The 22001-nt window shown below is 73.0% G+C and carries 19 protein-coding genes and 1 pseudogene; 3 read left to right on the plus strand and 17 right to left on the minus strand.

All coding sequences use genetic code 11. The features are described 5' to 3' along the window. The 3 genes and pseudogenes from EF903_RS33955 to EF903_RS33960 all read right to left on the minus strand — a co-directional run. Positions 1-291, minus strand: a pseudogene (locus EF903_RS33955) (LytR family transcriptional regulator); the annotation flags it as partial. Positions 292-317: 26 nt separating this feature from the next. Beyond that, a complete protein-coding gene (gene nadD, locus EF903_RS11100) occupies positions 318-935 on the minus strand; it encodes a nicotinate-nucleotide adenylyltransferase (protein WP_125543037.1) in 618 nt (205 codons plus the stop codon). A 71-nt stretch (positions 936-1006) separates the two neighbouring features. Next, positions 1007-1174: a hypothetical protein gene (locus tag EF903_RS33960; protein ID WP_185902613.1), complete on the minus strand. Its 168-nt coding sequence runs from the start codon at positions 1172-1174 to the stop codon at positions 1007-1009. 140 nt (positions 1175-1314) lie between these two features. Between EF903_RS33960 and EF903_RS11105 the strand changes: the two genes are divergently transcribed. Further along, a complete protein-coding gene (locus EF903_RS11105) occupies positions 1315-2409 on the plus strand; it encodes a M48 family metallopeptidase (protein WP_125543038.1) in 1095 nt (364 codons plus the stop codon). Here the strand turns inward: EF903_RS11105 and EF903_RS11110 are convergent. The 7 genes from EF903_RS11110 to EF903_RS11140 all read right to left on the minus strand — a co-directional run bounded on the left by EF903_RS11110 (position 2393) and on the right by EF903_RS11140 (position 8868). After that, positions 2393-3538 carry a hypothetical protein gene (locus EF903_RS11110; RefSeq protein WP_125543039.1) on the minus strand — a complete coding sequence of 382 codons (1146 nt, stop codon included), beginning with the start codon at positions 3536-3538 and terminating at the stop codon, positions 2393-2395. The genes EF903_RS11105 and EF903_RS11110 overlap by 17 nt on opposite strands. Before the next feature lie 67 nt (positions 3539-3605). After that, on the minus strand, positions 3606-4139 hold the full coding sequence (locus EF903_RS11115) for a hypothetical protein (RefSeq protein WP_185902614.1): 534 nt from the start codon (positions 4137-4139) through the stop codon (positions 3606-3608). Between the two features lie 77 nt (positions 4140-4216). Beyond that, complete coding sequence (locus EF903_RS11120) at positions 4217-5494, minus strand: glutamate-5-semialdehyde dehydrogenase (RefSeq protein WP_125543041.1); 1278 nt, start codon at positions 5492-5494, stop codon at positions 4217-4219. Between the two features lie 166 nt (positions 5495-5660). Next, positions 5661-6095 (minus strand): hypothetical protein, encoded by a 435-nt coding sequence (locus EF903_RS11125; RefSeq protein WP_125543042.1) that lies wholly within the window; start codon positions 6093-6095, stop codon positions 5661-5663. Positions 6096-6139: 44 nt separating this feature from the next. Continuing rightward, positions 6140-7267, minus strand: a complete 1128-nt coding sequence (gene proB / locus EF903_RS11130; RefSeq protein WP_125543043.1) for a glutamate 5-kinase — start codon at positions 7265-7267, stop codon at positions 6140-6142. 126 nt (positions 7268-7393) lie between these two features. Continuing rightward, positions 7394-7819, minus strand: a complete 426-nt coding sequence (locus tag EF903_RS11135; protein ID WP_125543044.1) for a GtrA family protein — start codon at positions 7817-7819, stop codon at positions 7394-7396. Next, positions 7816-8868 carry a glycosyltransferase family 2 protein gene (locus tag EF903_RS11140; protein ID WP_125543045.1) on the minus strand — a complete coding sequence of 351 codons (1053 nt, stop codon included), beginning with the start codon at positions 8866-8868 and terminating at the stop codon, positions 7816-7818. Before EF903_RS11140 ends, EF903_RS11135 begins: the two co-directional genes overlap by 4 nt. Before the next feature lie 158 nt (positions 8869-9026). On the opposite strand from EF903_RS11140, the gene EF903_RS11145 reads away from it, so the two are divergent. Continuing rightward, the gene (locus tag EF903_RS11145) at positions 9027-11906 is read left to right on the plus strand and encodes a bifunctional glycosyltransferase family 2 protein/CDP-glycerol:glycerophosphate glycerophosphotransferase (RefSeq protein ID WP_125543046.1); all 2880 of its coding nucleotides are present in this window, start codon (positions 9027-9029) and stop codon (positions 11904-11906) included. Then, the gene (locus EF903_RS11150; protein WP_125543047.1) at positions 11903-13096 is read left to right on the plus strand and encodes a glycosyltransferase; all 1194 of its coding nucleotides are present in this window, start codon (positions 11903-11905) and stop codon (positions 13094-13096) included. Before EF903_RS11145 ends, EF903_RS11150 begins: the two co-directional genes overlap by 4 nt. Positions 13097-13184: 88 nt before the next feature. On the opposite strand, the gene galE is transcribed toward EF903_RS11150, so the two are convergent. The 7 genes from galE to EF903_RS11185 form a co-directional block, all read right to left on the minus strand. Further along, the gene (gene galE / locus EF903_RS11155) at positions 13185-14186 is read right to left on the minus strand and encodes a UDP-glucose 4-epimerase GalE (RefSeq protein ID WP_125543048.1); all 1002 of its coding nucleotides are present in this window, start codon (positions 14184-14186) and stop codon (positions 13185-13187) included. Positions 14187-14246: 60 nt separating this feature from the next. Beyond that, positions 14247-15866, minus strand: coding sequence for a glycosyltransferase family 2 protein (locus EF903_RS11160; RefSeq protein WP_125543049.1), 1620 nt, complete (start codon positions 15864-15866; stop codon positions 14247-14249). A gap of 78 nt (positions 15867-15944) precedes the next feature. Beyond that, positions 15945-17390 (minus strand): GTPase ObgE, encoded by a 1446-nt coding sequence (gene obgE, locus EF903_RS11165; RefSeq protein ID WP_125543050.1) that lies wholly within the window; start codon positions 17388-17390, stop codon positions 15945-15947. A 166-nt stretch (positions 17391-17556) separates the two neighbouring features. Beyond that, the gene (rpmA, locus tag EF903_RS11170) at positions 17557-17811 is read right to left on the minus strand and encodes a 50S ribosomal protein L27 (protein ID WP_008738950.1); all 255 of its coding nucleotides are present in this window, start codon (positions 17809-17811) and stop codon (positions 17557-17559) included. A 14-nt stretch (positions 17812-17825) separates the two neighbouring features. Further along, complete coding sequence (gene rplU, locus EF903_RS11175; RefSeq protein ID WP_114057537.1) at positions 17826-18146, minus strand: 50S ribosomal protein L21; 321 nt, start codon at positions 18144-18146, stop codon at positions 17826-17828. 167 nt (positions 18147-18313) lie between these two features. Continuing rightward, positions 18314-18730 carry a hypothetical protein gene (locus EF903_RS11180; RefSeq protein ID WP_125543051.1) on the minus strand — a complete coding sequence of 139 codons (417 nt, stop codon included), beginning with the start codon at positions 18728-18730 and terminating at the stop codon, positions 18314-18316. 196 nt (positions 18731-18926) lie between these two features. Further along, positions 18927-22001 (minus strand): Rne/Rng family ribonuclease (locus tag EF903_RS11185; RefSeq protein WP_148142512.1); only part of this gene is annotated, 3075 nt, incomplete at its 5' end.

The raw sequence follows: 22001 nt of genomic DNA on the forward strand, positions 1-22001 counted from the left end.
GTACTGCGGGGGCGCGTACTGCTGGGGCTGCGCCGGGTAGTGCTGCTGTCCGCCGTACGAGGGGGTGCCGCCATAGGCCGCGTCGGCGCCGTGGCCAGGGTCCGGACCGTGGTGCGGGCCCGCGCCGGGACCGGGGTCCGGGTACCCGGCGCCGTGGTCGGGGTGGTGGGCAGGCGGGGCCGCGGGCGCGGGGCCGTACACCGGGCGCCCGTACGCGTCATAGCCGATGAGCTGCTGCTCCCCGGCTCCGTACGGGTCGTACGGGTCGTACGGCTCCTGTCGGTCGTTCACCGCGGGCCCCTCTCGTTGCCGGGAGCTCAGACTCCCCGGTACAGCTCACGCTTGTCGATGTAGCGCACCACACCGTCCGGCACCAGATACCAGACCGGGTCGCCCTGGGCCACGCGTGTGCGGCAGTCGGTGGAGGAGATGGCGAGGGCGGGCACCTCGACGAGGGAGACGCCGCCTTCGGGCAGGCCGTCGTCGGAGAGGGCGTGGCCGGGCCGGGTCACCCCGATGAAGTGGGCGAGGGAGAAGAGCTCGTCGGCGTTGCGCCAGGTGAGGATCTGCGCGAGGGCGTCGGCGCCGGTGATGAAGAAGAGGTCGGCGTCCTGGTTGAGCGCACTGAGGTCGCGCAGGGTGTCGATCGTGTACGTCGGCCCGCCGCGGTCGATGTCGATGCGGCTCACCGAGAACTGGGGGTTCGACGCCGTCGCGATGACGGTCATGAGGTAGCGGTCCTCGGCGGGCGACACGGCCCGGTGCGACTTCTGCCAGGGCTCGCCCGTCGGCACGAAGACCACCTCGTCGAGGTGGAACAGGGCTGCCACTTCACTGGCGGCCACGAGGTGTCCGTGGTGGATCGGGTCGAATGTCCCGCCCATCACGCCGAGCCGGCGCTTGACCGGGCCGGTAGGCGTCTCCTGCTCTCCCATGAGCGCAGAGCCTACTGGCCCGGCCGGCTGCCGCGGACCGGGGTCGGGCGCGTGCGCGCCCGCGGGGCGCTTCAGCGGTCGCGGTTCAGGCGCGTGGTGACCCAGAGCATCAGGAGCAGGATGAGGAGCGCGGCGCCGCCGGTGACGTACGGGTTGAGGCTGTCGTGGTTGCCGCCGTGCTGCTCGGCCCCCTCCGAGGCGAGGAGAACCAGGGAGTGGGCGGTTGAAGTGAGGCTCATCAGGGGGTACCTATCGAGTCGGGGAGCGGGCGGAGATCTCGCTCACATCGTATGCGGGGGCCTGGGGCACGCTCACGCCGACTCAGGCGTTGGAGAGGATAGACGCACGTGCATCCAGGTCCGATCGAGGGGGAGGCGTCATGAGCGGGACGGTTTTCGAGAAGGTGCCGGCGCGCGACCGCAAGAGGTTCGAGGGCATTTCATCGCGGGCGTACGAGCACCCGGCGGACCGGTCCGCCCTGGTGGCGCTCCGCAAGCTGAGCGGGTTCGACACGGTGTTCAAGGCGCTGAGCGGGCTGCTTCCGGAGCGCAGCCTGCGGCTGCTGTTCCTGTCGGACTCGGTGCGGGTGGGCGAGACGCAGTTCCCGCACCTGCACGAGATGCTCCGGGACGCCTGCTACATCCTGGACCTGGAGAAGGTCCCGCAGATGTACGTCCAGCAGGACCCGAAGCCGAACGCCATGTGCATCGGGCTGGACGAGCCGATCATCGTGGTGACCACGGCCCTGGTGGAGCTCCTCGACGAGGAGGAGATGCGGGCGGTCGTGGGCCACGAGGTGGGGCACGCGCTGTCGGGCCACTCCGTGTACCGCACGGTGCTGCTGTTCCTGACGAACCTCGCGCTGAAGGTGGCCTGGATCCCGCTGGGCACGGTGGCGATCTCCGCGATCGTGACGGCGCTGCGGGAGTGGTTCCGCAAGTCGGAGCTGTCGGCGGACCGGGCGGGGCTGCTGGTCGGGCAGGACGTGAACGCCTCGATGCGCGGCCTGATGAAGATCGCGGGCGGCAACCACCTGCACGAGATGAACGTGGACGCCTTCCTCGCCCAGGCCGAGGAGTACGAGTCGAGCGGCGACCTGCGGGACTCCGTACTGAAGATCCTCAACATGCTGCCGCGGACGCACCCCTTCACCACGGTGCGGGCGGCCGAGCTGAAGAAGTGGTCGCAGAGCCGGGACTACCAGCGGATCATGGACGGCCACTACCCGCGGCGCGACGAGGACAAGGACGCCTCGGTGACGGACTCCTTCCGGCAGTCGGCCGCGCACTATGCGGACTCGGTGCGCACGAGCCGGGATCCGCTGATGAAGCTGGTGGGCGACATCGCGGGCGGGACGGCCGACCTGGGCGGCCGGCTGAGGGACAAGTTCACCGGCGCGGCCGGCTCCGGGACCGCGTCCGGACCGGCGGGCGCTGCGGGCGGCGAGGCCGGGGGTGCTACGGGGCGGGGCTGACGGGCGGCGCCGCCGGCTCGGCCGGCGCCAGTACGCCGCACAGGCCGGCGGTGCGCCGGGGCCGGCCCGCGGCGTACGGGTCGCTCGCGGCCGGGCCCACGGTGGTGGGCCCGGTGCCGGCCGGGAGCGGGCGGAAGGCGCCGGCCGGGTCGGCGGAGCAGGCCTGGGGTCCGGCCAGCACGTAGGCCGACACCAGTTCCGTCCGCCGGGTGGCGAGGTCCTCCAGGTCGAAGCGGAAGCGCAGTTCGCGGCGGACCGTGAAGAGGGAGGCCTCGCCGGAGGCCGGCTGCGCCGCCGCGGCGGGCCGTACGGCGTACACGAAGGTGTGGTCCGTGGTGACCTCCAAAACCTCCGGGGAGACCTCCTCGAAGGCGAGCGTGCCGTGGACGCGGACCCGCGGGTCGGCGACCGCGGCGGTGCCCCGCTCGAAGCGGACCAGCCAGCCGGTGGCGGCGTGCCGCCCGTCGCCGGAGGGCGAGTCCATGCTGCGGTCGAACTGCTCCAGCTGGTCCGGGTCGAGCAGGACCCGCACGGGCCGGGTGGCGGTGCCCGCGAGGACGTCCGGGTCGAGGGAGGACTGCACGAGGTAGTCCTTGGCGATGGACAGGGCGGTGACGACCTGCCCGTCGGTGAAGTGCGCGGTGCGCCGGACGGCCGGCATGGTGATCCCGGCCGCCCCGATGCGGTATTCGGCGGCCGGGCCCCGCCCGAACAGGTCGGCGGGCTGCCCTCCGGGCACCGCTGCGGCCGGGGCCAGCGGGACGACGGTGCTGGTCAGCGGCTCGGTCCTGATCTGCGCCCGGGGCGCGGCGGGATTGCTCAGCCCCATGTACACGGCCGCGGCGAAGGCGACCGCGATGAGCAGGACGAGCAGCATGCCCTGGCGGGCGGCGCGGCCGGGAGCGCCGGTCCGGGGCTTGGCGGGGCCGCCGCCCGACCAGATGGAGCGGCTGCGGACGGCCCGTGCGTGCTCGCCCATCCGCTCCTGCGCGGAGAATTCCTGGAGGCGGGCAGCGCGCACGAAGTCCTCGTCGAACACGACCGACCGGTACTCGTCCGGGCGGAGCTCGTCGTCCCCCTCGCCGATGCCGTCGGGGGGTCCGTCGGGTGGATCTGCCGGCGCGGCCATTGCTTCTCCCCGCTGTCACCGGTTCAGAGAAGCCCCCTGCCCGCGTGGACGGAGCGGGGCCGTACCTTCAGGGTTGGCGGCCGACGGGTTCCATAAACGCCCCGGCGCCGGTTACTTCCCTGAGCGGGGTGCTGGAGGGCGCCGGGGCGGGCTCGGAACCCCCGGAGGCGCTCCGGTAGACGGCGCTGAAGGCGAGCGCGACCATCCCGAGTCCCATCACGAAGGCGAGGACCCAGGCCACGGGGCGGAGCCACGGTGAGCGGCCGCGGTAGGGGCGCAGGCTGCCGCCGTAGGTGCCGTACGGCCCTTCGGGGTAGCCGTGGGCGTAGTGGTGCTCCCAGCCGGGCTCGTCGATGCCGTAGCCGTACCCGTCGTGGTCGTCGTCGGAGGGCCAGCCGCCCGCGACGGCCCGCGCGGCCTCCGCCTCGGCGCGGGCGCGGTCGGCGGCCCGCTGCCGCTCGGCGGCGCTGGGTTCATGGATCTCCGCGCTCCGGACGAAGTCCTCGTCGAGTACCACGGCGGCGAAGTCGAACTCAACGCCTCCGCGGTCGTCGTCGGGCTCCCCGTCGTCCGGGTACCTGCCCCCCACGTCGTCCGGCACGGGACCAGCGTAGACCTGGGGGGCGGCTTTGGGCAGGGTGTCCGCCGAAATCCGGCCACCCCGTGTCCACCGGACGGTTACCGCACGTGGCCGTCGCCGGTGACGATGTACTTGGTGGAGGTCAGCTCGGGCAGGCCCATCGGGCCCCTGGCGTGCAGCTTCTGCGTGGAGATGCCGATCTCGGCCCCGAAGCCGAACTGGCCGCCGTCCGTGAACCGGGTGGAGGCGTTCACGGCGACGGTGGTGGAGTCGACCAGCTGGGTGAAGCGGCGGGCGGCGGCCTGCGAGGTGGTGACGATCGCCTCCGTGTGGCCGGAGGTCCAGCGGCGGATGTGGTCGACGGCGTCGTCGAGCGAGTCGACGACGCCGGCGGCGATGTCGTAGGAGAGGTACTCGGCCGCCCAGTCCTCGTCGGTGGCGGGCACGGCGGTGGCCTTGGAGTCCTCGGCGGCGGCGAGGACCCGCGCGTCGCCGTGGACGGTGACGCCGGCGTCGGCGAGGGCGTCGAGGGCGCGCGGCAGGAAGGCGTCGGCGATGTCCCGGTGGACGAGGAGGGTCTCGGCGGCGTTGCAGACGGAGGGCCGCTGCGCCTTGGAGTTGACGAGGATCTCCACGGCCATGTCGAGGTCGGCCTGCGCGTCGACGTAGACGTGGCAGTTGCCGGTGCCCGTCTCGATGACCGGGACGGTGGACTCCTCCACGACGGTCTTGATGAGGGAGGCTCCGCCGCGCGGGATGAGGACGTCGACGAGGCCGCGGGCGCGCATCAGCTCGCGGACGGAGTCGCGGGACTCGCCGGGGACGAGCTGGACCGCGTCGGCGGGCAGGCCGGCGGACTCGACGGCGTCGCGGAGGATCGCGACGAGCGCGGTGTTGGAGGCGTAGGCGGAGGAGCTGCCGCGCAGCAGGACGGCGTTGCCGGACTTGAGGCAGAGCGCGGCTGCGTCGACGGTGACGTTGGGCCGGGCCTCGTAGATGATGCCGACGACGCCGAGCGGGACGCGGATCTGCCTCAGGTCGATGCCGTTGGGGAGGGTGGAGCCGCGGACGACCTCGCCGACGGGGTCGGGGAGGGCGGCGACGTCGCGGACGTCGGAGGCGATGGCGCGGATCCGCTCCGGGGTGAGGGTGAGGCGGTCGATGACGGTCTCGCTGGTGCCGGCGGCGCGCGCCTTGTCGGTGTCGACGGCGTTCGCGGCGGTGATCTCGGCCGTACGGGCCTCCAGGGCGTCCGCAATGGCCAGGAGCGCGGTGTCCTTGGCGGACCGCGGGAGCGGGGCGACGGCCGCGGCGGCGGTGCGGGCGCGGCGCGCGGCGTCGAGGACGGGCGAGGTCGTGGCATCGAGCGAGGTCATGCCGCCCAGGGTAGTCGCCGGCGCGGCCCGCCCGGCAGGCCTTCCCACCCCGCGAGACGAGGGGCGCACCGGGCCGCTCGCCCCCGCCCCGAAGCCGTGTGTCCCGCCGCCCGCAGCGGGCGGGTGCGGGCGGCGGGACGGCGGGCGCCGGGCGGAGGCCGCCGGCTCAGTACGGGTGGACGCCCACCGGGTGCGCCGGCGGCGGGCCGTAGCCCTCCGCCACCCGGAGGTGGTAGGTCGCCCGGTCGATGACCTCCAGGCCGACGATCTCCCACGGGGGGAGCCTGGCCGTGGAGCGGTGCTCGCCCCACAGCCGCAGCGCCACGGCTGCCGCGTCGTGGAGGTCGCGGGCCTCCTCCCAGTACCGGATCTCGGCGTGGTCGTCGGCGTATCTGCTGGTCAGCAGGAAGGGGTGGTCGTGGGCCAGCTGCTCCAGGCCGCGCCGCACCTCGGACAGCGGCGCCGGCTTGCCGGAGACGCTCAGGGTGACGTGCCAGAGGCGGGAGGCCTCGGCCCGCTCGTCCCCGCCGCCGTCGATGCTGGTCAGCGCTCGTCTCACCAGCCGCCTCCTGTCTGCACCACGCGTTGTCGGGCCTTTCACAGTTGACCAGTCCGCGGGCCGCCGCGCGGCTGTTTTGCCGAACCTCAGCCCTGCAGCAGGACCAGATCGTCCCTGTGGATGACCTCGCGCTCGTACTCGGGACCGAGTTCCCGGGCAAGTTCGCGGGTCGAGCGGCCGAGGAGCCGCGGCAGCTCCTTCGCGTCGAAGTTGACGAGGCCGCGTGCGACGGCCCGCCCGTCGGGCCCCCGCAGCTCGACCGGGTCGCCGGCCGTGAAGTCGCCCTCGACGGCGGCGATGCCGGCGGGCAGCAGCGAGCTGCCGCGCTCGGTGACGGCGCGCACGGCGCCCTCGTCGAGGACGAGGTGCCCCTGGGGTGTCGAGGCGTGCTGGAGCCAGAGCAGCCGGTCGGCGGAGCGGCGGCCGGTGGCGTGGAAGTGGGTGCCGGTCTCGCGGCCGGCGAGCGCGTCGGCGGCGTGGCTGGCGGAGGTGAGCACGACGGGGATCCCCGCGGCGGCGGCGATGCGCGCGGCCTCGACCTTGGTGACCATGCCGCCGGTGCCCACGCCGGCCTTGCCGGCGCTGCCGATGGAGACGTGCGCGATGTCCTGCGGGCCGCGGACCTCCTCGATACGGGTGGTGCCGGGCAGCGAGGGGTCGCCGTCGTAGAGGCCGTCGACGTCGGAGAGCAGGACGAGGAGGTCGGCGCGGACGAGGTGGGCGACGAGCGCGGCGAGGCGGTCGTTGTCGCCGAAGCGGATCTCGTCCGTGGCGACGGTGTCGTTCTCGTTGACGACCGGCAGCGCGCCCATGGCGAGCAGCTGGTCGAGCGTGCGGTAGGCGTTGCGGTAGTGCGCGCGCCGGCTGGTGTCGTCGGTGGTGAGCAGGACCTGGCCGACGCGGACGCCGTAGCGGGCGAAGGAGGCGGTGTAGCGGGCGACGAGCAGGCCCTGGCCGACGCTGGCGGCGGCCTGCTGCCGGGCGAGGTCGGTGGGGCGGCGGCGCAGGCCGAGCGGGGCGAGGCCGGCGGCGATGGCGCCGCTGGAGACGAGGACGATCTCCTTCTCGCCGCCGCTGCGGGCCTTGGCCAGTACGTCGACCAGTGCGTCCACCCGGTCGGCGTCCAGTCCGCCGGCCGCGGTGGTCAGGGACGAGGAGCCGACCTTGACCACGATCCTGCGGGCGTCGAGGACGCCCTGCCTAGCCGCTGACACGTGTGTCCCCTTGCCCCTCGCCTTGCCGGTACGTCTGTCATCTCAATCTACGGGGTGCCCGGAGGCCGCCGCTCCGGGGTTTCGGAGGGTGGACGGCGGCCCCCGGCCGCACCCGCGGTCCGCGGGTCAGCGGGGCCCGGGGCAACTGCCGGCCGGCTCGCGCTGCCCGGCGGCGGAGCGGCCGCCGGGGACGAGGATCTTCCGGGAGAGCAGGAAGGTGAAGGGGATGGCGACCACGGCCGCGACGAGCGGGGCGATCCGGGTGTCCATCCCGGCCCAGGCCACGAGGGCGTAGAGGCCCGCCGACTGGATCACGTAGTTGGTGACGTTCGTCAGCGGGAAGAGGAGGAACTTCTTCCAGGTCGGCCTGGTCCGGTAGGTGAAGTAGGTGTTCATGAAGAACGAGCCGACCATCGCCAGCAGGAACGCCAGGGTGTAGGCGAGGAAGTACGGCATCCACGGGTGCAGCAGCAGGTAGATGCCGAAGAAGGTGCCGGTGTTGACGGCGCCGACGAGCGCGAAGCGGAAGATCTGGCCGAGCTGGTCCCTCATGTGCGGGGCACCTCCCCGTCCGCGGTGACGGGCGCCGGCCCGGCCGCCGCGGGTCCGCCCCGTTCGCGCTCGGCGCGCAGCACGGCGGCGGCAGCGGCGGCAGCGGCCGGGCGCGGCCGGACGTCGGCGCCGTGGGACTCCTTCACCAGGAAGTGGGGGCGGCGCTTGGTCTCGTAGTAGATGCGCCCGATGTACTCGCCGATCAGACCCAGCATGATCATCTGTACGCCGCCGATGCCCACGATGATCGCGACGAGGGTGACGTAGCCCGGCGCGTCCACTCCGCGCGTCATGGCCGCGACCGCCACCCACAGCGCGTACACGGCGGTCAGCGCCACCAGCGACACGCCCGCCCAGATGCCGATGCGCAGCGGCCGGTTGTTGAAGGAGATCAGCCCGTCCATGGCGTAGTTCAGCAGGGAGCCGAACTTCCACTTGGTCTCCCCCGCCTCCCGCCGGGCGTTGCGGTAGTCGAAGTGGACGGTGTCGAAGCCGATCCAGGAGAACAGGCCCTTGGAGAAGCGGTTGTACTCCGGCAGCGACAGCAGCGCGTCGACGGCGGACCGCGACAGCATCCGGAAGTCGCCCACCCCGTCCGTGAGTTCGACGTCCACCCAGCGGTTGACACCGCGGTAGTAGAGGCGGCTGAGGGCGGAGCGGAGCCTCTTGTCGCCCTCGCGGTTGCGGCGGGCGATGATCTGGTCGTGGCCCTGCCGGTGGTAGTCGAGCATGGTGGCGATGAGCTCCGGCGGGTGCTGGAGGTCCGCGTCCATGATCACGACGGCGTCGCCGGAGGCCTCGCGCAGCCCTGCGAGCATGCCGGCCTCCTTGCCGAAGTTCCGGCTGAAGGAGACGTAGCGGGTGCGGTCCGCGTAATCGGCCGCGATCTTGCGGAGTTTGCCGAGGGTTCCGTCACGGCTGCCGTCGTCCACGTAGCAGACCTCGTACTCGACCGGCAGGGAGTCCAGCACTCTGCGGATCTCCTGGTCGAAGCTGTCGATCACGGCTTCTTCGTTGTAGCAGGGAACCACTACGGACAGCTTCGTCATGAACACTTCCTGCGGGGGTCCGAACGGGTGAGGGACGACCACCGGACCAGCCACTTGCCTGCCCTCAAAAGTATGCACGCCGAGGGTCGGCCTGCCTGAGATCCCTGCGGCACACGGTAGCTTTGACGGGTTAAGCGGAATGGAACGAAGGGATCGAGGTGCACGTGCCTGACGTCTCCGTGGTCGTCATCGTCTACAACGACGAAGAGCGTCTGCCGACAGCCGTCCGGTCGGTTTTGGACCAGACGCTGCACGGGGTCGAAGTCGTGATCGTCGACGACTGCAGCAAGGACCGGTCCTACGCGGTCGCACAGGAGCTCGAAGCCGCCCACCCCGGCCGGGTCCGCGCCTTCCGGCTGCCCGAGAACAGCGGCGGCTGCGGAGCCCCCCGCAACCACGGCATCCGGCAGGCCGCCGGCACGTACGTGATGTTCCTCGACAGCGACGACGTCCTGGAGCGGAACGCCTGCCGCAACATGCTGGACGCGGCCGAGCGGACCGGCTCCGACCTGGTCTCCGGGATGTGCGTGCGGGTGCACCTCGACAACCGCTGGGGCAAGACCACCGAGTGGTACCCCTGGATCTACTCCCGCACCCGCACCCTGGAGTCGATCACCGAGTTCCCCGACCTGCTGGTCTACGACACGCTGTCGACGAACAAGTGCTACCGGCGCTCCTTCCTGCTGGAGCAGGGCCTGGAGTTCCCCGTCGGCATCCACTACGAGGACCTGCTGTTCTCCGCCCAGGCCTACGTCGCCGCGCGCCGCATCACCCTGATCCCGAACCAGGTCTACCGCTGGAACGTCGTCGAGAAGGCCGCCTCGAAGTCGATCAGCAACCGGCGCCACGAGATCGCCAACTTCGTGCACCGCATGGAGATCCACCGCCGGGTCGACGAACTGCTGGCCTCCAAGGGCTACACCGACATCAAGACCGCGAAGGACGCCAAGTTCCTCAAGCACGACCTCGTGCTGCACCTGCGCGACCTGCCGCTGCTCGGCGACGCCTACCGCCAGGAGTTCGCCCGCCTGGCCAACGGCTACCTGGCCACCATCGACCCCGCCGCGTACGAGCACGTCACCCACCTCCAGGCGATCTGCGCCTACCTGCTGGGCAAGGAGGACTGGGACAACCTCCTCCCGGCCGCCGACGCCATGGTCAACAAGGGCCGGCTGACCTCCCCGCTCGCCGAGCGCGACGGCCGCGTCTACTGGTGTGCGAACCACATCGACGACCCGGCCGACACCGAGGCCCGCCGGATACTGGACGTCACCGGGCAGGGCTTCCACACCACTCCGCTCACCGGCCTCACCCTCGGCAACCGCCTCACCTCCTACGAGGACGACGGCCGCGGCACCGTCACCCTCTCCGGATCGATCGTGAACCCGCTGCGCCGCATCGGCCCGGACGCGGAGCTCTCCGCGGTGCTGGAGCTGCGCGCCCGCCGGCAGATCGGCGTCCGCTCCTTCAGCTTCCGGGCGGCAACCGTCCGACACGCGGGTGACACGATCGAGTGGACCGCCACCGCCGACATCGCCGGCACCGTGCGCCCCCTCGGCATCGTCGACGCCGTCTGGGACGTCCGCCTGCGCCTCGACGCCGGCGGCGAGCGCATCGTCACCCGCGTCTCCACCGCCGGCCTCGACCTCGATGCGGCGGCCCGCCTGCGGGTCCGCCCCCGCCTGACCCGGCTGGTCTCCGACCGCTTCGAGCCCGAGGTCACCAAGAAGGGCAACCTCTCCTACGTCCTGACCGCCGAGGGCCCCGCCGCCGTCCGCACCCAGGCGCTCATCACCGGCGCCATGCACGGCAAGGCCGCCGGCGTCGTCAAGCGCGGACTGCGCAAGGCCCTGCGCGCCCGCCGCAACCTCGGCTCGGGCGAGCAGAAGGTCCGCGTCTACCACGAGGTCTTCTCGAAGCTGCCGGTCAAGAAGGGCCTGGTCGTCTTCGAGAGCCACATGGGCAAGCAGTACAGCGACAGCCCGAAGGCGATCTACGAGGAGATGGTCCGCCAGGGCGTCCCCTTCGAGGCGGTCTGGTCCTACGCGGGCGCCAAGCCGACCGGCTTCCCGAAGGACGCCACCCTGGTCAAGCGCTGGAGCTGGCAGTACCTGCGTGCGCTCGCCCAGGCGGAGTTCTGGATCGACAACCAGGGCTTCCCCCTCGCCCTGGCCAAGCGCGAGGGCACCACCTACATCCAGACCTGGCACGGCTCGGCCCTCAAGCGGATGGGCTTCCACGAGCCGCGCACCAAGGCGCAGGGCCGCGCCGCCCAGGACCGCTTCCAGGCGGCCGTGGACCGGTTCGACCACTTCCTCGTCCGCTCCGAGCACGACGTCCGCACCCTCGCCAAGGGCTTCCGCCTGCGCGACGAGGTCCTGCTGCGCGCCGGCTACCCGCGCAACGACGCCCTCGTGGAGGCGCACCGCGCCGAGGCGCAGAGCGGGGAGCGGGTCCGCGGCCCGCTCGCGGCCGAGCTGGGCATCGACCCGGACAAGCGGGTGCTGCTGTACGCGCCCACCTTCCGGGCCAACGCGGAGGGCGCCGTCGAGGGGTTCGAGTTCCCCTTCGACGTGGAGGAGTTCGCGGAACGCCTCGGCGACCGCTTCACGCTGCTGGTGCGCACGCACTACCTCAACAGCGTCTCCCTGCCGCCGTCGGTCGCGGGCCGCGTCGTCGACGTCTCCCGGCACCACGACATCACCCCGCTGCTGGCCCTCGCCGACGGGCTGATCACCGACTACTCCTCCGTGATGTTCGACTACGCGGTCCTGGACCGGCCCATGCTCTTCTTCGCGTACGACTACGACAGCTACGCGGGCGACATCCGCGGCACGTACTTCGACCTGAAGGAGAAGGCCCCCGGCCCGGTCGTGGCCACGGCCGAGGAGCTCTTCCAGGCCGTCGCCGCCTTCGACGAGGCGGACGCCAAGTACGCGGAGGCGCGCCAGCGCTTCCTCACCGAGTTCGGCGAGTACGACCGCGGCGACGCAGCCCGCCGGATCGTCGAGAAGTTCTTCACCAGGAGCGGAAAGTGAGCCAGCAGACCGCCGGGACCGCAGCGGACCTCGAACAGCGCGGCGGCCGCGACGTCTTCATCGTCTCCAACAGCGTCGACGAGATCGGCGGGGTGACGACCTGGTCGCACCAGATGGCCCGGCTCTTCACCGACCGCGGCCACCGTGTGCACCTCGTCGGCATCGCGCCCGTCGCCGAGGAGCTCCGGCAGAAGCTGCCGCAGGACCTGCCGTACGCGGTGACCACCCTGTACGACGCCCACCCGCCGCAGGCCCGCCGCCTGCGCGGCATCAAGGGCCGGCTCAACGCGCCCGAGCGGCGCCGCCAGGCCGCCCGGCGGGCGCTGATGCGGCAGAAGGCGGAGCAGCTGAGCACCCTGCTGCGGGCGGCCCGCCCCGGCGGCGTCGTGATCGTCACGCAGGTGTGGGCGATGGAGTGGGTGGCGCTCGCCGACACCAAGGGGCTGTCCGTCGTCGGCATGAGCCACGAGTCGTTCGAGGCCAGCCGGAAGTCGACCCGAGGGGAGCGGGTCCGCCGCCACTACCGCGACGTCGACCGGCTGCTGGTGCTCACCCCCGAGGACGCGGACCTGTGGATCCGGGCCGGCATGGAGAACGTCTCCAGCATGCCGAACCCGCTGCCGTTCATGCCGGAATCCCCCGCACCGCGCACGGAGAAGGTCGTCGTGAGCGTGGGCCGCCTCGCCTTCGAGAAGGGCGTGGACCTGCTGCTCGACGCCTGGGCGGAAGCGGCCCCGCTGCACCCGGACTGGATCCTGCGGATCCACGGCGCGGGCGTCGAGGAGGCGCGGCTGCGGGAGCACGCCGCCTCCCTCGGCGTGTCCGGCTCCGTGGAGTGGGCGGGCAGCACCGACGACGTGCTGGGCGCGCTGCGCGGGGGGTCGGTGTTCGCGCAGGCCTCTCGGGCCGAGGGCTTCCCGATCACCCTGCTGGAGGCGATGGCCGCGGGGCTGCCGGTCGTCGCGTTCGACTGCGCGCCCGGCGTCCGCGAGATCGTCGAGCACGGCGAGGACGGGCTGCTGGCGCGGCTGGGCAACACGATGGAGCTGGCCGGGCACCTGGACGCGCTGATGGCGGACCGGGAGCTGCGCGACCGGCTCGGCGACCGGGCCTTCCGGGCGGTGCGGCGCTATTCCGCGGCCGAGATCACCGACCGGTGGGAGCGGCTGTTCGCGTTCCTGGAGCGCTGACCGCGCCGCGCTCGCCGTGCGACGGAGCCGCCCGCCCCGGAGGACCGGGGCGGGCGGCTCCGTCGTGTCACGGGTGAGGAGGGGCCCCTCAGCGCTCCGACGTGTGCGCGGCCTTGCCGCGGTTGGCCTCCCAGCCCGCCCACGCCGAGGTGATCATGTCGCGGACGTCGTGCTTCGCCTTCCAGCCCAGCTCGGCGTGGATGCGGTCGGCGGAGGCGACGACCTTGGCCGGGTCGCCGGGGCGGCGCGGCACGACGACCGGCTCGTACGCGTGGCCCGTGCCCTCGTTGAGCAGGGTGGCCATCTCGCGCACGGAGACGCCCTCGCCGCGGCCGATGTTGACCGTCAGGTCGCGGTACTCGCCCGCGTCCGCCCACTCGCGCAGCTTCCGGGCCGCGGCGACGTGCGCCTCGGCCAGGTCCTCGACGTGGATGTAGTCGCGGATGCAGGTGCCGTCCGGGGTCGGGTAGTCGTCGCCGAAGATGCGGGCGCCCTCGCCCTTGTCGAAGCGCTCGAAGACCATCGGGACGAGGTTGAACACGCCGGTGTCGGCGAGCTCCGGGGTGGCCGCGCCCGCCACGTTGAAGTAGCGCAGGCAGGCCGTCGCGATGCCGTGGGCCCGGCCGGCCGCGCGGATCAGCCACTCGCCGGCGAGCTTGGTCTCGCCGTACGGGCTCAGCGGCGCGCACGGGGTCTCCTCGGTGACGAGGTCCACGTCGGGCATGCCGTACACGGAGGCGGAGGAGGAGAAGAGGACGTTCCGGACGCCGGCCGCGGCGACCGCGCCGAGCAGGACCTGCAGGCCCTCCACGTTCTCGTGGTAGTAGTACAGCGGCTTCTCGACGGACTCGCCGACCTGCTTCTTGCCGGCCAGGTGCACCACGCCGGTGACCTTGTGCTTGCGGATCACCTCGTCGAGGACCAGGCGGTCCAGGACCGAGCCGATCACCAGCGGGACGCCCTCCGGAACACGGTCCTCGTTGCCGGTGGACAGGTCGTCGAGGACGACGACCTGCTCACCCGCGAGCAGCATCGCGCGGACGACGTGCGAGCCGATGTAGCCGGCGCCGCCGGTGATCAGAAAAGTCATGCGTTTCTCCAGAGTGCATTCCGTGGGTCCGGGCGGCGGCCTTCGGGGCCGCCGCCCGCGTCATCCCGCCGCGCGGCCCGCGCGGGCCCGGTGGAGGCGGTTGCGTACGAAGCTCAGCGCGCCCGCGGCTCCCGGCGCGAGCCGCAGGGCCAGGGAACCCCCGGCAGTGCGGTACGGCTGCGCCAGCAGCACACCGTACCTGCTGCTGAGCAGCGCCCTGCGGCGCAGCAGCGCGTCGAGGGGGCGCGGCGCGGTCGCCAGGACGGTGCCGTCGGCGAAGGCGACGTCGATCTCGACGCCCCAGGCCTGCATGCCGCGGCGGCCCTGTCGGCGCCCGGCGGCGGCGACCGCGGTCAGCGGGAAGGGGACGTCGCAGGTCCAGCCGCCGTCGGCGGCGGGGCGCAGGTCGACCGGCCGGTCGAGGAGGGGTTCGCCGCCGGAGCGCGGCACGAACCGCAGCCGGACGGTGCGCGGCCCGGCCTCGGCGAGCCGCCCGTACAGGTCGTGGACCAGGATCCGCAGGCCGGCGGCGCCGGCTCCGGCGCCCGCCTCGACGGTGACGGGCAGTGCAGCGGGGGGCAGCTCCTGCAGCCCGTCCAGCTCGACGGGGAGGGCGTCGCTCCACACGGGCCGGCCGCCGGGGCCGGTCGCGTACGGGGGCGGCAGCCGCGGCGGTTCGGCGGCGAAGCGGGTCAGCCGCTCCACGTCGGCGGGCGGGGTGTCGGCGGCGCGCAGCACGCGGACGATCCAGCGGGCGTGCGCCCCCGCGGCCTCGACGGCGGCCTCGTCGAACCCGGCCAGGTAGTCGCGGGTCAGGGCCCACCAGTCGGCCCGGTAGCCGGGGTCGCTGCCGAGTTCGCGCAGATACATGCGCAGGTCGTACTCCAGGAACTTCACCTGGCAGGCGAGGCCGAGCTCCGGGGAGGCCTCGGCGAGGATCCGGGCGGCGGTGCGGTGGGCCTCGATGCGGGAGCGCCAGTTGGAGACGTCCTTGCGGTCCAGGGAGATCGACACCTGGGCGGCGCCGCGGCGGACGTGCCACACGTAGACGAGGTCCTCGACGACGGCGATGCGCGGGGCGGCGGCCAGGACGCGGGCGGTGAAGACGAAGTCCTCGTAGGTGAACCGGCCGTCGGGGAAGCGGATGCCGTGCTTCTCCAGGAAGGAGCGCTCGTACAGCTTGTTCACGCAGAGGGTGTCGCGGACCAGCTCCGGCCGGTCGGCCGGCCGGTCGACGACCTCGCCGTGCCGGTACAGGCCGGGCACCCAGGGGGTGTCCTGGTGCTGGGGCAGCTCCCGGCGCACGCAGGCGCCGACGGCCACCGGCGCGCCGTGCTCCTCGGCGGCGCGGACGAGGGCCTCGGCCGCGCCGGGCGGCAGGACGTCGTCGCTGTCGAGGAACAGCACGTACGGGGAGGTGGCGGCGGCGATTCCGTCGTTGCGGGGGGTGCCGCAGCCGCCGCTGTTCTCGGTGCGGTGGACGACCTTCAGGCGCGGGTGGACGGCGGCCAGGCCGTCCAGCACCTCCGCGGTGCCGTCGGCCGAGGCGTCGTCGACGGCGATGACCTCGGCCACGACCGGGCCCTGGGCGAGAGCCGAGGTGACGGCTTCGCCCACGAGCCCGGCGTCGTTGTACGCGATCACGACGACGGAGACACGGGGGGGTTGGGTGCTGCTCACCCCGTGGATCCTAGGCGACCCGGGTAAACATCCCTTCAACTGCGCCGCCCGATGCGCCCGCCGACCGCATGATTCAGGTCAGAACGGACGGAATTCGTCGTATTCGGCCTGTGCGGAGTCGCCGCGCCGGGCGTCGCGCTCCTTGCGGCGCTGGGCGGCCGGACGCGGCGCCTCCATGCGGTGGTCCTCACCGCGGCGGCCCAGCATCTCGGCGCCGGCCATCATGGACGGCTCCCAGTCGAAGACGACCGCGTTCTCGTCGGAGCCGATGGCGACGCCGTCGCCGGCGCGGGCGCCGACCTTCAGCAGCTCGTCCTCGACACCGAGGCGGTTCAGGCGGTCGGCGAGGTAGCCGACGGCCTCGTCGTTGTTGAAGTCGGTCTGGCGGACCCAGCGCTCCGGCTTCTCGCCGCGCACCCGGTAGACGCCCTCCGCCTCGTCGAAGGTGACGGTGAAACCGGTCTCGTCGACGGCCTTCGGACGGATGACGATGCGGGTCGCCTCCTGCTTCGGCTTGCGGGCGCGCGCCTTCGCGACGACCTCGGCGAGGAAGTAGGAGAGCTCCTTCAGGCCGGTGCGGGCGACCGCGGAGACCTCGAAGACCTTGTAGCCGCGGGCCTCCAGGTCGGGCCGGATCATGTCGGCCAGGTCCTTGCCGTCCGGGATGTCCACCTTGTTGAGGACGACGAGGCGCGGCCGGTTCTCCAGTCCGCCGCCGTACTGCTTGAGCTCCTCCTCGATGACGTCGAGGTCGGAGACGGGGTCGCGGTCGGACTCCAGGGTGGCCGTGTCCAGGACGTGCACCAGGACGGAGCAGCGCTCGACGTGCCGCAGGAACTCCAGGCCCAGCCCCTTGCCCTGGCTGGCGCCCGGGATGAGGCCGGGCACGTCGGCGATCGTGTAGACGGTCGAGCCGGCGGTGACGACGCCCAGGTTCGGGACGAGCGTGGTGAACGGGTAGTCCGCGATCTTCGGCTTGGCGGCGGAGAGCACCGAGATCAGCGAGGACTTGCCGGCGCTCGGGAAGCCGACGAGGGCCACGTCCGCGACGGTCTTCAGCTCCAGGACGATGTCGCCGGTCGCGCCGGGCACGCCGAGGAGCGCGAAGCCGGGCGCCTTGCGGCGGGCGGAGGAGAGCGCCGCGTTGCCGAGGCCGCCGCGGCCGCCCTCGGCGGCGACGTACGTGGTGCCCTGGCCGACGAGGTCGGCGAGGACGTTGCCCTCCTTGTCGAGGACGACCGTGCCGTCCGGGACGGGCAGGACGAGGTCCTGGCCGTCCTTGCCCGAGCGGTTGCCGCCCTCGCCGGGCTTGCCGTTGGTGGCCTTGCGGTGCGGGCTGTGGTGGTAGTCCAGCAGCGTCGTCACGGACTGGTCCACGACGAGGACGACGTCGCCGCCGCGCCCGCCGTTGCCGCCGTCGGGGCCGCCGAGCGGCTTGAACTTCTCCCGGTGAACGGAGGCGCAGCCGTGGCCTCCGTTACCCGCGGCGACATGCAGCTCGACGCGGTCCACGAAGGTGGTCATGGTGTTCCTCCAGATACAGACGGGATGTCCCGGACAGGCCTTGCTGTCCCATTAAACGTGTGTACGTGCAAACGCGCCGAGGGCGGACCTCTCTTCCCGGCGCCTGCCGGGAAGAGCTGGGATCCGCCCTCGGTAAGTTACGAACGCTTGATCAGCAGGAGCTGGATCAGGCGGCCGGAACGATGTTCACGACCTTGCGGCCACGGTGGGTGCCGAACTGCACCGCGCCGGCCTGCAGGGCGAACAGCGTGTCGTCGCCACCGCGGCCGACACCGGCGCCCGGGTGGAAGTGCGTGCCGCGCTGGCGGACGAGGATCTCACCAGCGGAGACGACCTGACCGCCGAAGCGCTTCACGCCGAGCCGCTGGGCATTGGAGTCGCGACCGTTCCGGGTGGACGATGCGCCCTTCTTGTGTGCCATTGCTCAGTCCCTCTTTACTTCGCGGCCGACGGGATGGACGTGACCTTGATCGCCGTGTACTGCTGACGGTGACCCTGGCGACGGCGGTAGCCGGTCTTGTTCTTGTAGCGCAGGATGTCGATCTTGGCGCCCTTGGTGTGGTCCACGACCTCGGCCTGGACCTTGATGCCCGCCAGGACCCACGGGTCGCTGGTCACGGCGTCGCCGTCGACAACGAGCAGGGTCGAGAGCTCGACCGTGTCGCCAGCCTTGGCAGTGGAAATCTTGTCAACCTCAACGATGTCGCCGACAGCAACCTTGTGCTGGCGACCACCGCTGCGCACGATGGCGTACACGCGGATCTCTCTCTCGCTCGATGGGAACCCCTGAAGCCAGCCGTCCTCCGCAGAACGCGGGTCGGCCTCCCCCGTACCGCGCAGCGGCCCGGGAGGTGAGGTGCTCAGTGGCTGGCGCGCACGTAGACACGCCGACGGTCAAGAGTACGGGGCCCGGGTTTAGGAGGTCAAACCGGGTCCCGCTGCGCGGCGAGGGCCCGGCGCAGCTCGCCGTGCACGGCGTCCGTGAACGGGTCCCCGGGCGGGCCGGGCGGCACCGTGGTGACCAGCGTGAGACCGGCACCGACCAGCTCGATGCCGTACGGCTCGTAGCCGGACCCGCCCGAGGGGAGGTCCTGGTACGGGTCCTGAAGGGCGCGCACGGTCAGCGCCGACCGGGCCGGCGGCTGGTAGAGCAGAGCGAACGGCCCCTCGCCGGCGGCGTCCGGCGCGTAACCGTGCTCGTCCCAGAACCGGTCCATCCCCGCGTCACGCTCCACATACACCGCGCCGTGCGCGACCGGCAGCGCCGGCCGGCCCGGCCGGTCCCACAGCAGGAAGCCTGAGCCGTCACCCGGCCCGCCGTGTTCCGGGTTTCCGTCCACCCCACGCGCAGGGCGGGCCAGCGGGCCAGCCAGCCGTCGAGGAACGCCTCGAGGGCCGGCCCGGCCGGCCCTCTGGCCAGGAACACGCTGTCGACGCCGGTGACATCCATCGGGGCGTCCTCTCTCCGGGTACGGGACCGCCCCGGCCCGCGGGGTGCGGGGCCGGGGCGGTCCGTTGTCGTGCGACCCGGGCGGGTCAGGCGTCCGTGTCGGTGGCGGGAGCGGTCTGCTCCGCCGCCGCGGTCTTCTTGGTCGCCTTCTTCGCCGTCGTCTTCTTTGCCGTCGTCGTCTTCTTGGCGGCGGTCTTCTTGGCCGTCGTCGTCTTCTTGGCGGCGGCCTTCTTCGCCGGGGCCTTCTTGGCGGCCGTCTTGCGGGCCGTCTTCTTGGCCGGGGCCGACTCCTCGGCCGGGGCCTCGGGCTCGGCAGCGGGCTCGGCAGCGGCTGCCGGGGTCGGCTCCGACGGGGCCGTCTCGACGACGACCACCGCCGCCTCCGCGCCGGCCGGCGAGCCGGCGGGCGAGGTGGCCTTGCGGACGGCACGGCGCCGCGGACGGGCCGGTGCGGCCGCGGGGGCCTCGGCCTCGGCGGGAGCGGGCTCCGGCTGCGGCTCGGCGGCCGGCTCCGGCTGCGGCTCGGGCTCGGCCGCGACGGCCGGCTCGGGCTCCGGCTCGGCGGCCGGCTGCGGGGCTTCGGCGGCCGGCGCGGTCGCCTTGCGGGTGGCGCGGCGGCGCGTCCGGCCCTTCGGCTCGGCCTCGACGGTGTCCGACGCGGCCACGGCCTCGGCGACGGCCTCCGCGGCCGGCTCCAGCACCGTGTCGGCGGGCGCGGTGACCGGCTCGGCCTCCACCTCGACCACCGGCGCCGGCGCGGCCTCGACCGCGGGCGCGGCAGCGGCAGCGGCGCGCGGGGCACCCGCGGCGGCGGTCGCCTTGCGGGTGGCGCGGCGCCGGTTGCGGCGGCTGCTGATGCCGGCCGCGGCCTCCGCCTCGGCGGCGCTGCTGTACAGCTCCTCGTCCGGGGCGAACGCCGGCTCGGGCAGCGCGACCGGCGCGGCCGCCTCGGCGGCCACCTCGGCCTCGGTCTCCGCCTCCGGCTCGGCCACGGCGACCGCTCCGGCGGCCTCCGCGGCCTCGACCTCGTGGTCGTGCTCGTGGCCCCGGCCGCCGCGCCGCTTGGCGCGCTTGCCGCCGTTGCCGCCGGCCGAGGACGCCGCGTCCATGTGGACGATCACGCCGCGCCCGTTGCAGTGGACGCAGGTCTCGGAGAAGGACTCCAGCAGGCCCTGGCCGACCCGCTTGCGGGTCATCTGGACCAGGCCGAGCGAGGTCACCTCGGCGACCTGGTGCTTCGTACGGTCGCGGCCCAGGCACTCCAGCATGCGCCGCAGGACCAGGTCGCGGTTCGACTCCAGGACCATGTCGATGAAGTCGATGACGACGATGCCGCCGAGGTCGCGCAGCCGCAGCTGGCGGACGATCTCCTCGGCCGCCTCCAGGTTGTTCCGGGTGACGGTCTCCTCGAGGTTGCCGCCCTGGCCGGTGAACTTGCCGGTGTTGACGTCGATGACGACCATCGCCTCGGTCTTGTCGATCACGAGGGAGCCGCCGGAGGGCAGCCACACCTTGCGGTCGAGCGCCTTGGCGAGCTGCTCGTCGATCCGGTACGTGGCGAAGACGTCGACCTCGGACGTCCAGCGCTGCAGGCGGTCGGCCAGGTCCGGGGCGACGTGCGAGACGTAGCCGTGGATGGTCTCCCAGGCGCTGTCGCCGCTGACGATGACCTTCGAGAAGTCCTCGTTGAAGATGTCGCGGACGACGCGGACGGTCATGTCCGGCTCGCCGTACAGCAGGCTCGGCGACGACGTCGTGATCTGCTTCGACTTCTTCTGGATCTCCTCCCACTGCGCCTGGAGGCGCTCGACGTCGCGGCGCAGCTCGTCCTCGCTCGCGCCCTCGGCGGCCGTGCGCACGATGACGCCGGCGTCCTCGGGGACGATCTTCTTGAGGATGGTCTTCAGCCGGGCGCGCTCGGTGTCGGGCAGCTTGCGGCTGATGCCGGTCATCGAGCCCTCGGGCACGTAGACCAGGTAGCGGCCGGGAAGCGAGACCTGGCTGGTCAGGCGGGCGCCCTTGTGGCCGATCGGGTCCTTGGTGACCTGGACCAGCACGGACTGGCCGGACTTGAGGGCGGTCTCGATGCGGCGCGGCCCGTTGGCCATGCCGAGCGCCTCGAAGTTGACCTCGCCGGCGTACAGGACGGCGTTGCGGCCCTTGCCGATGTCGATGAAGGCGGCCTCCATGGACGGCAGCACGTTCTGGACCTTGCCCAGGTAGACGTTGCCGACGTACGAGGTGGCCTCTTCCTTGTTGACGTAGTGCTCGACGAGCACGTTGTCCTCGAGGACGCCGATCTGCGTGCGGTCGCCGTTCTGGCGGACGACCATGACGCGCTCGACGGCCTCGCGGCGCGCCAGGAACTCGGCCTCGGTGATGATCGGCACGCGGCGGCGGCCCTGCTCGCGGCCCTCGCGGCGGCGCTGCTTCTTGGCCTCCAGACGGGTCGAGCCCTTGATGGACTGGACCTCGTCGGACTCGGGCTTCTCGCGTGCGGGGCGCGGCTCGCGGACCTTGACGACGGTGCGTACGCCGTCCTCGTCGGCGTCGGCGTCCGCGGCGGTGTCACCGCTGCGGCGGCGACGGCGGCGGCGACGGCGGCTGGAGGTGCTGCCGAGGGTGCCGGCCTCCTCGGCGTCCTCCTCGTCCTCCTCGGTCTCCCCGGCCTCCTGGTCGGCGGCCTCGGCCTCGTCCTCTGCGGCCTCGTCGAGGTCGGAGGCCTCGCCGCGGCGGCGACGGCGGCCTCCGCGCCGGCGGCGGCGGGACGGGCGCTCGTCGGAGTCGTCTGCCTCGTCCTCGTCGAGGTCGGCGGCCTCGGCCTCCGGCTCCTCGTCGGCGGGCTCGGGGGCGGCAGGGGCCTCGGCGGCGGGCGCCTCGACGGCGCCGCGGCTGCGCCGGCGGCGGCGGCCGGACGGCTGCGCGGCGGGGGCCTGGACGGCCTCCACCTCGGCCTCGGCCTCTTCCTCGTCCTCTTCGGCTTCCTCGGCCTGGGCCTCGGCGGCAGCGGCGGCGGCCGCGAGGGCGGCGGTCTCCGGGGTCTGGAACATCGGCTCGGTGAAGACCGGCGCCTGGAACACGGGGACGGCGGGGCGCACGGCACGGCGGGAGCGCGCGGGAGCGGCGGGCTCCTCGGCCGCGGGCTGCGCGGCCGAGGAGCC

This window comes from Streptomyces sp. WAC05292 (assembly GCF_003949955.1).
GTDB lineage: Bacteria > Actinomycetota > Actinomycetes > Streptomycetales > Streptomycetaceae > Streptomyces > Streptomyces globosus.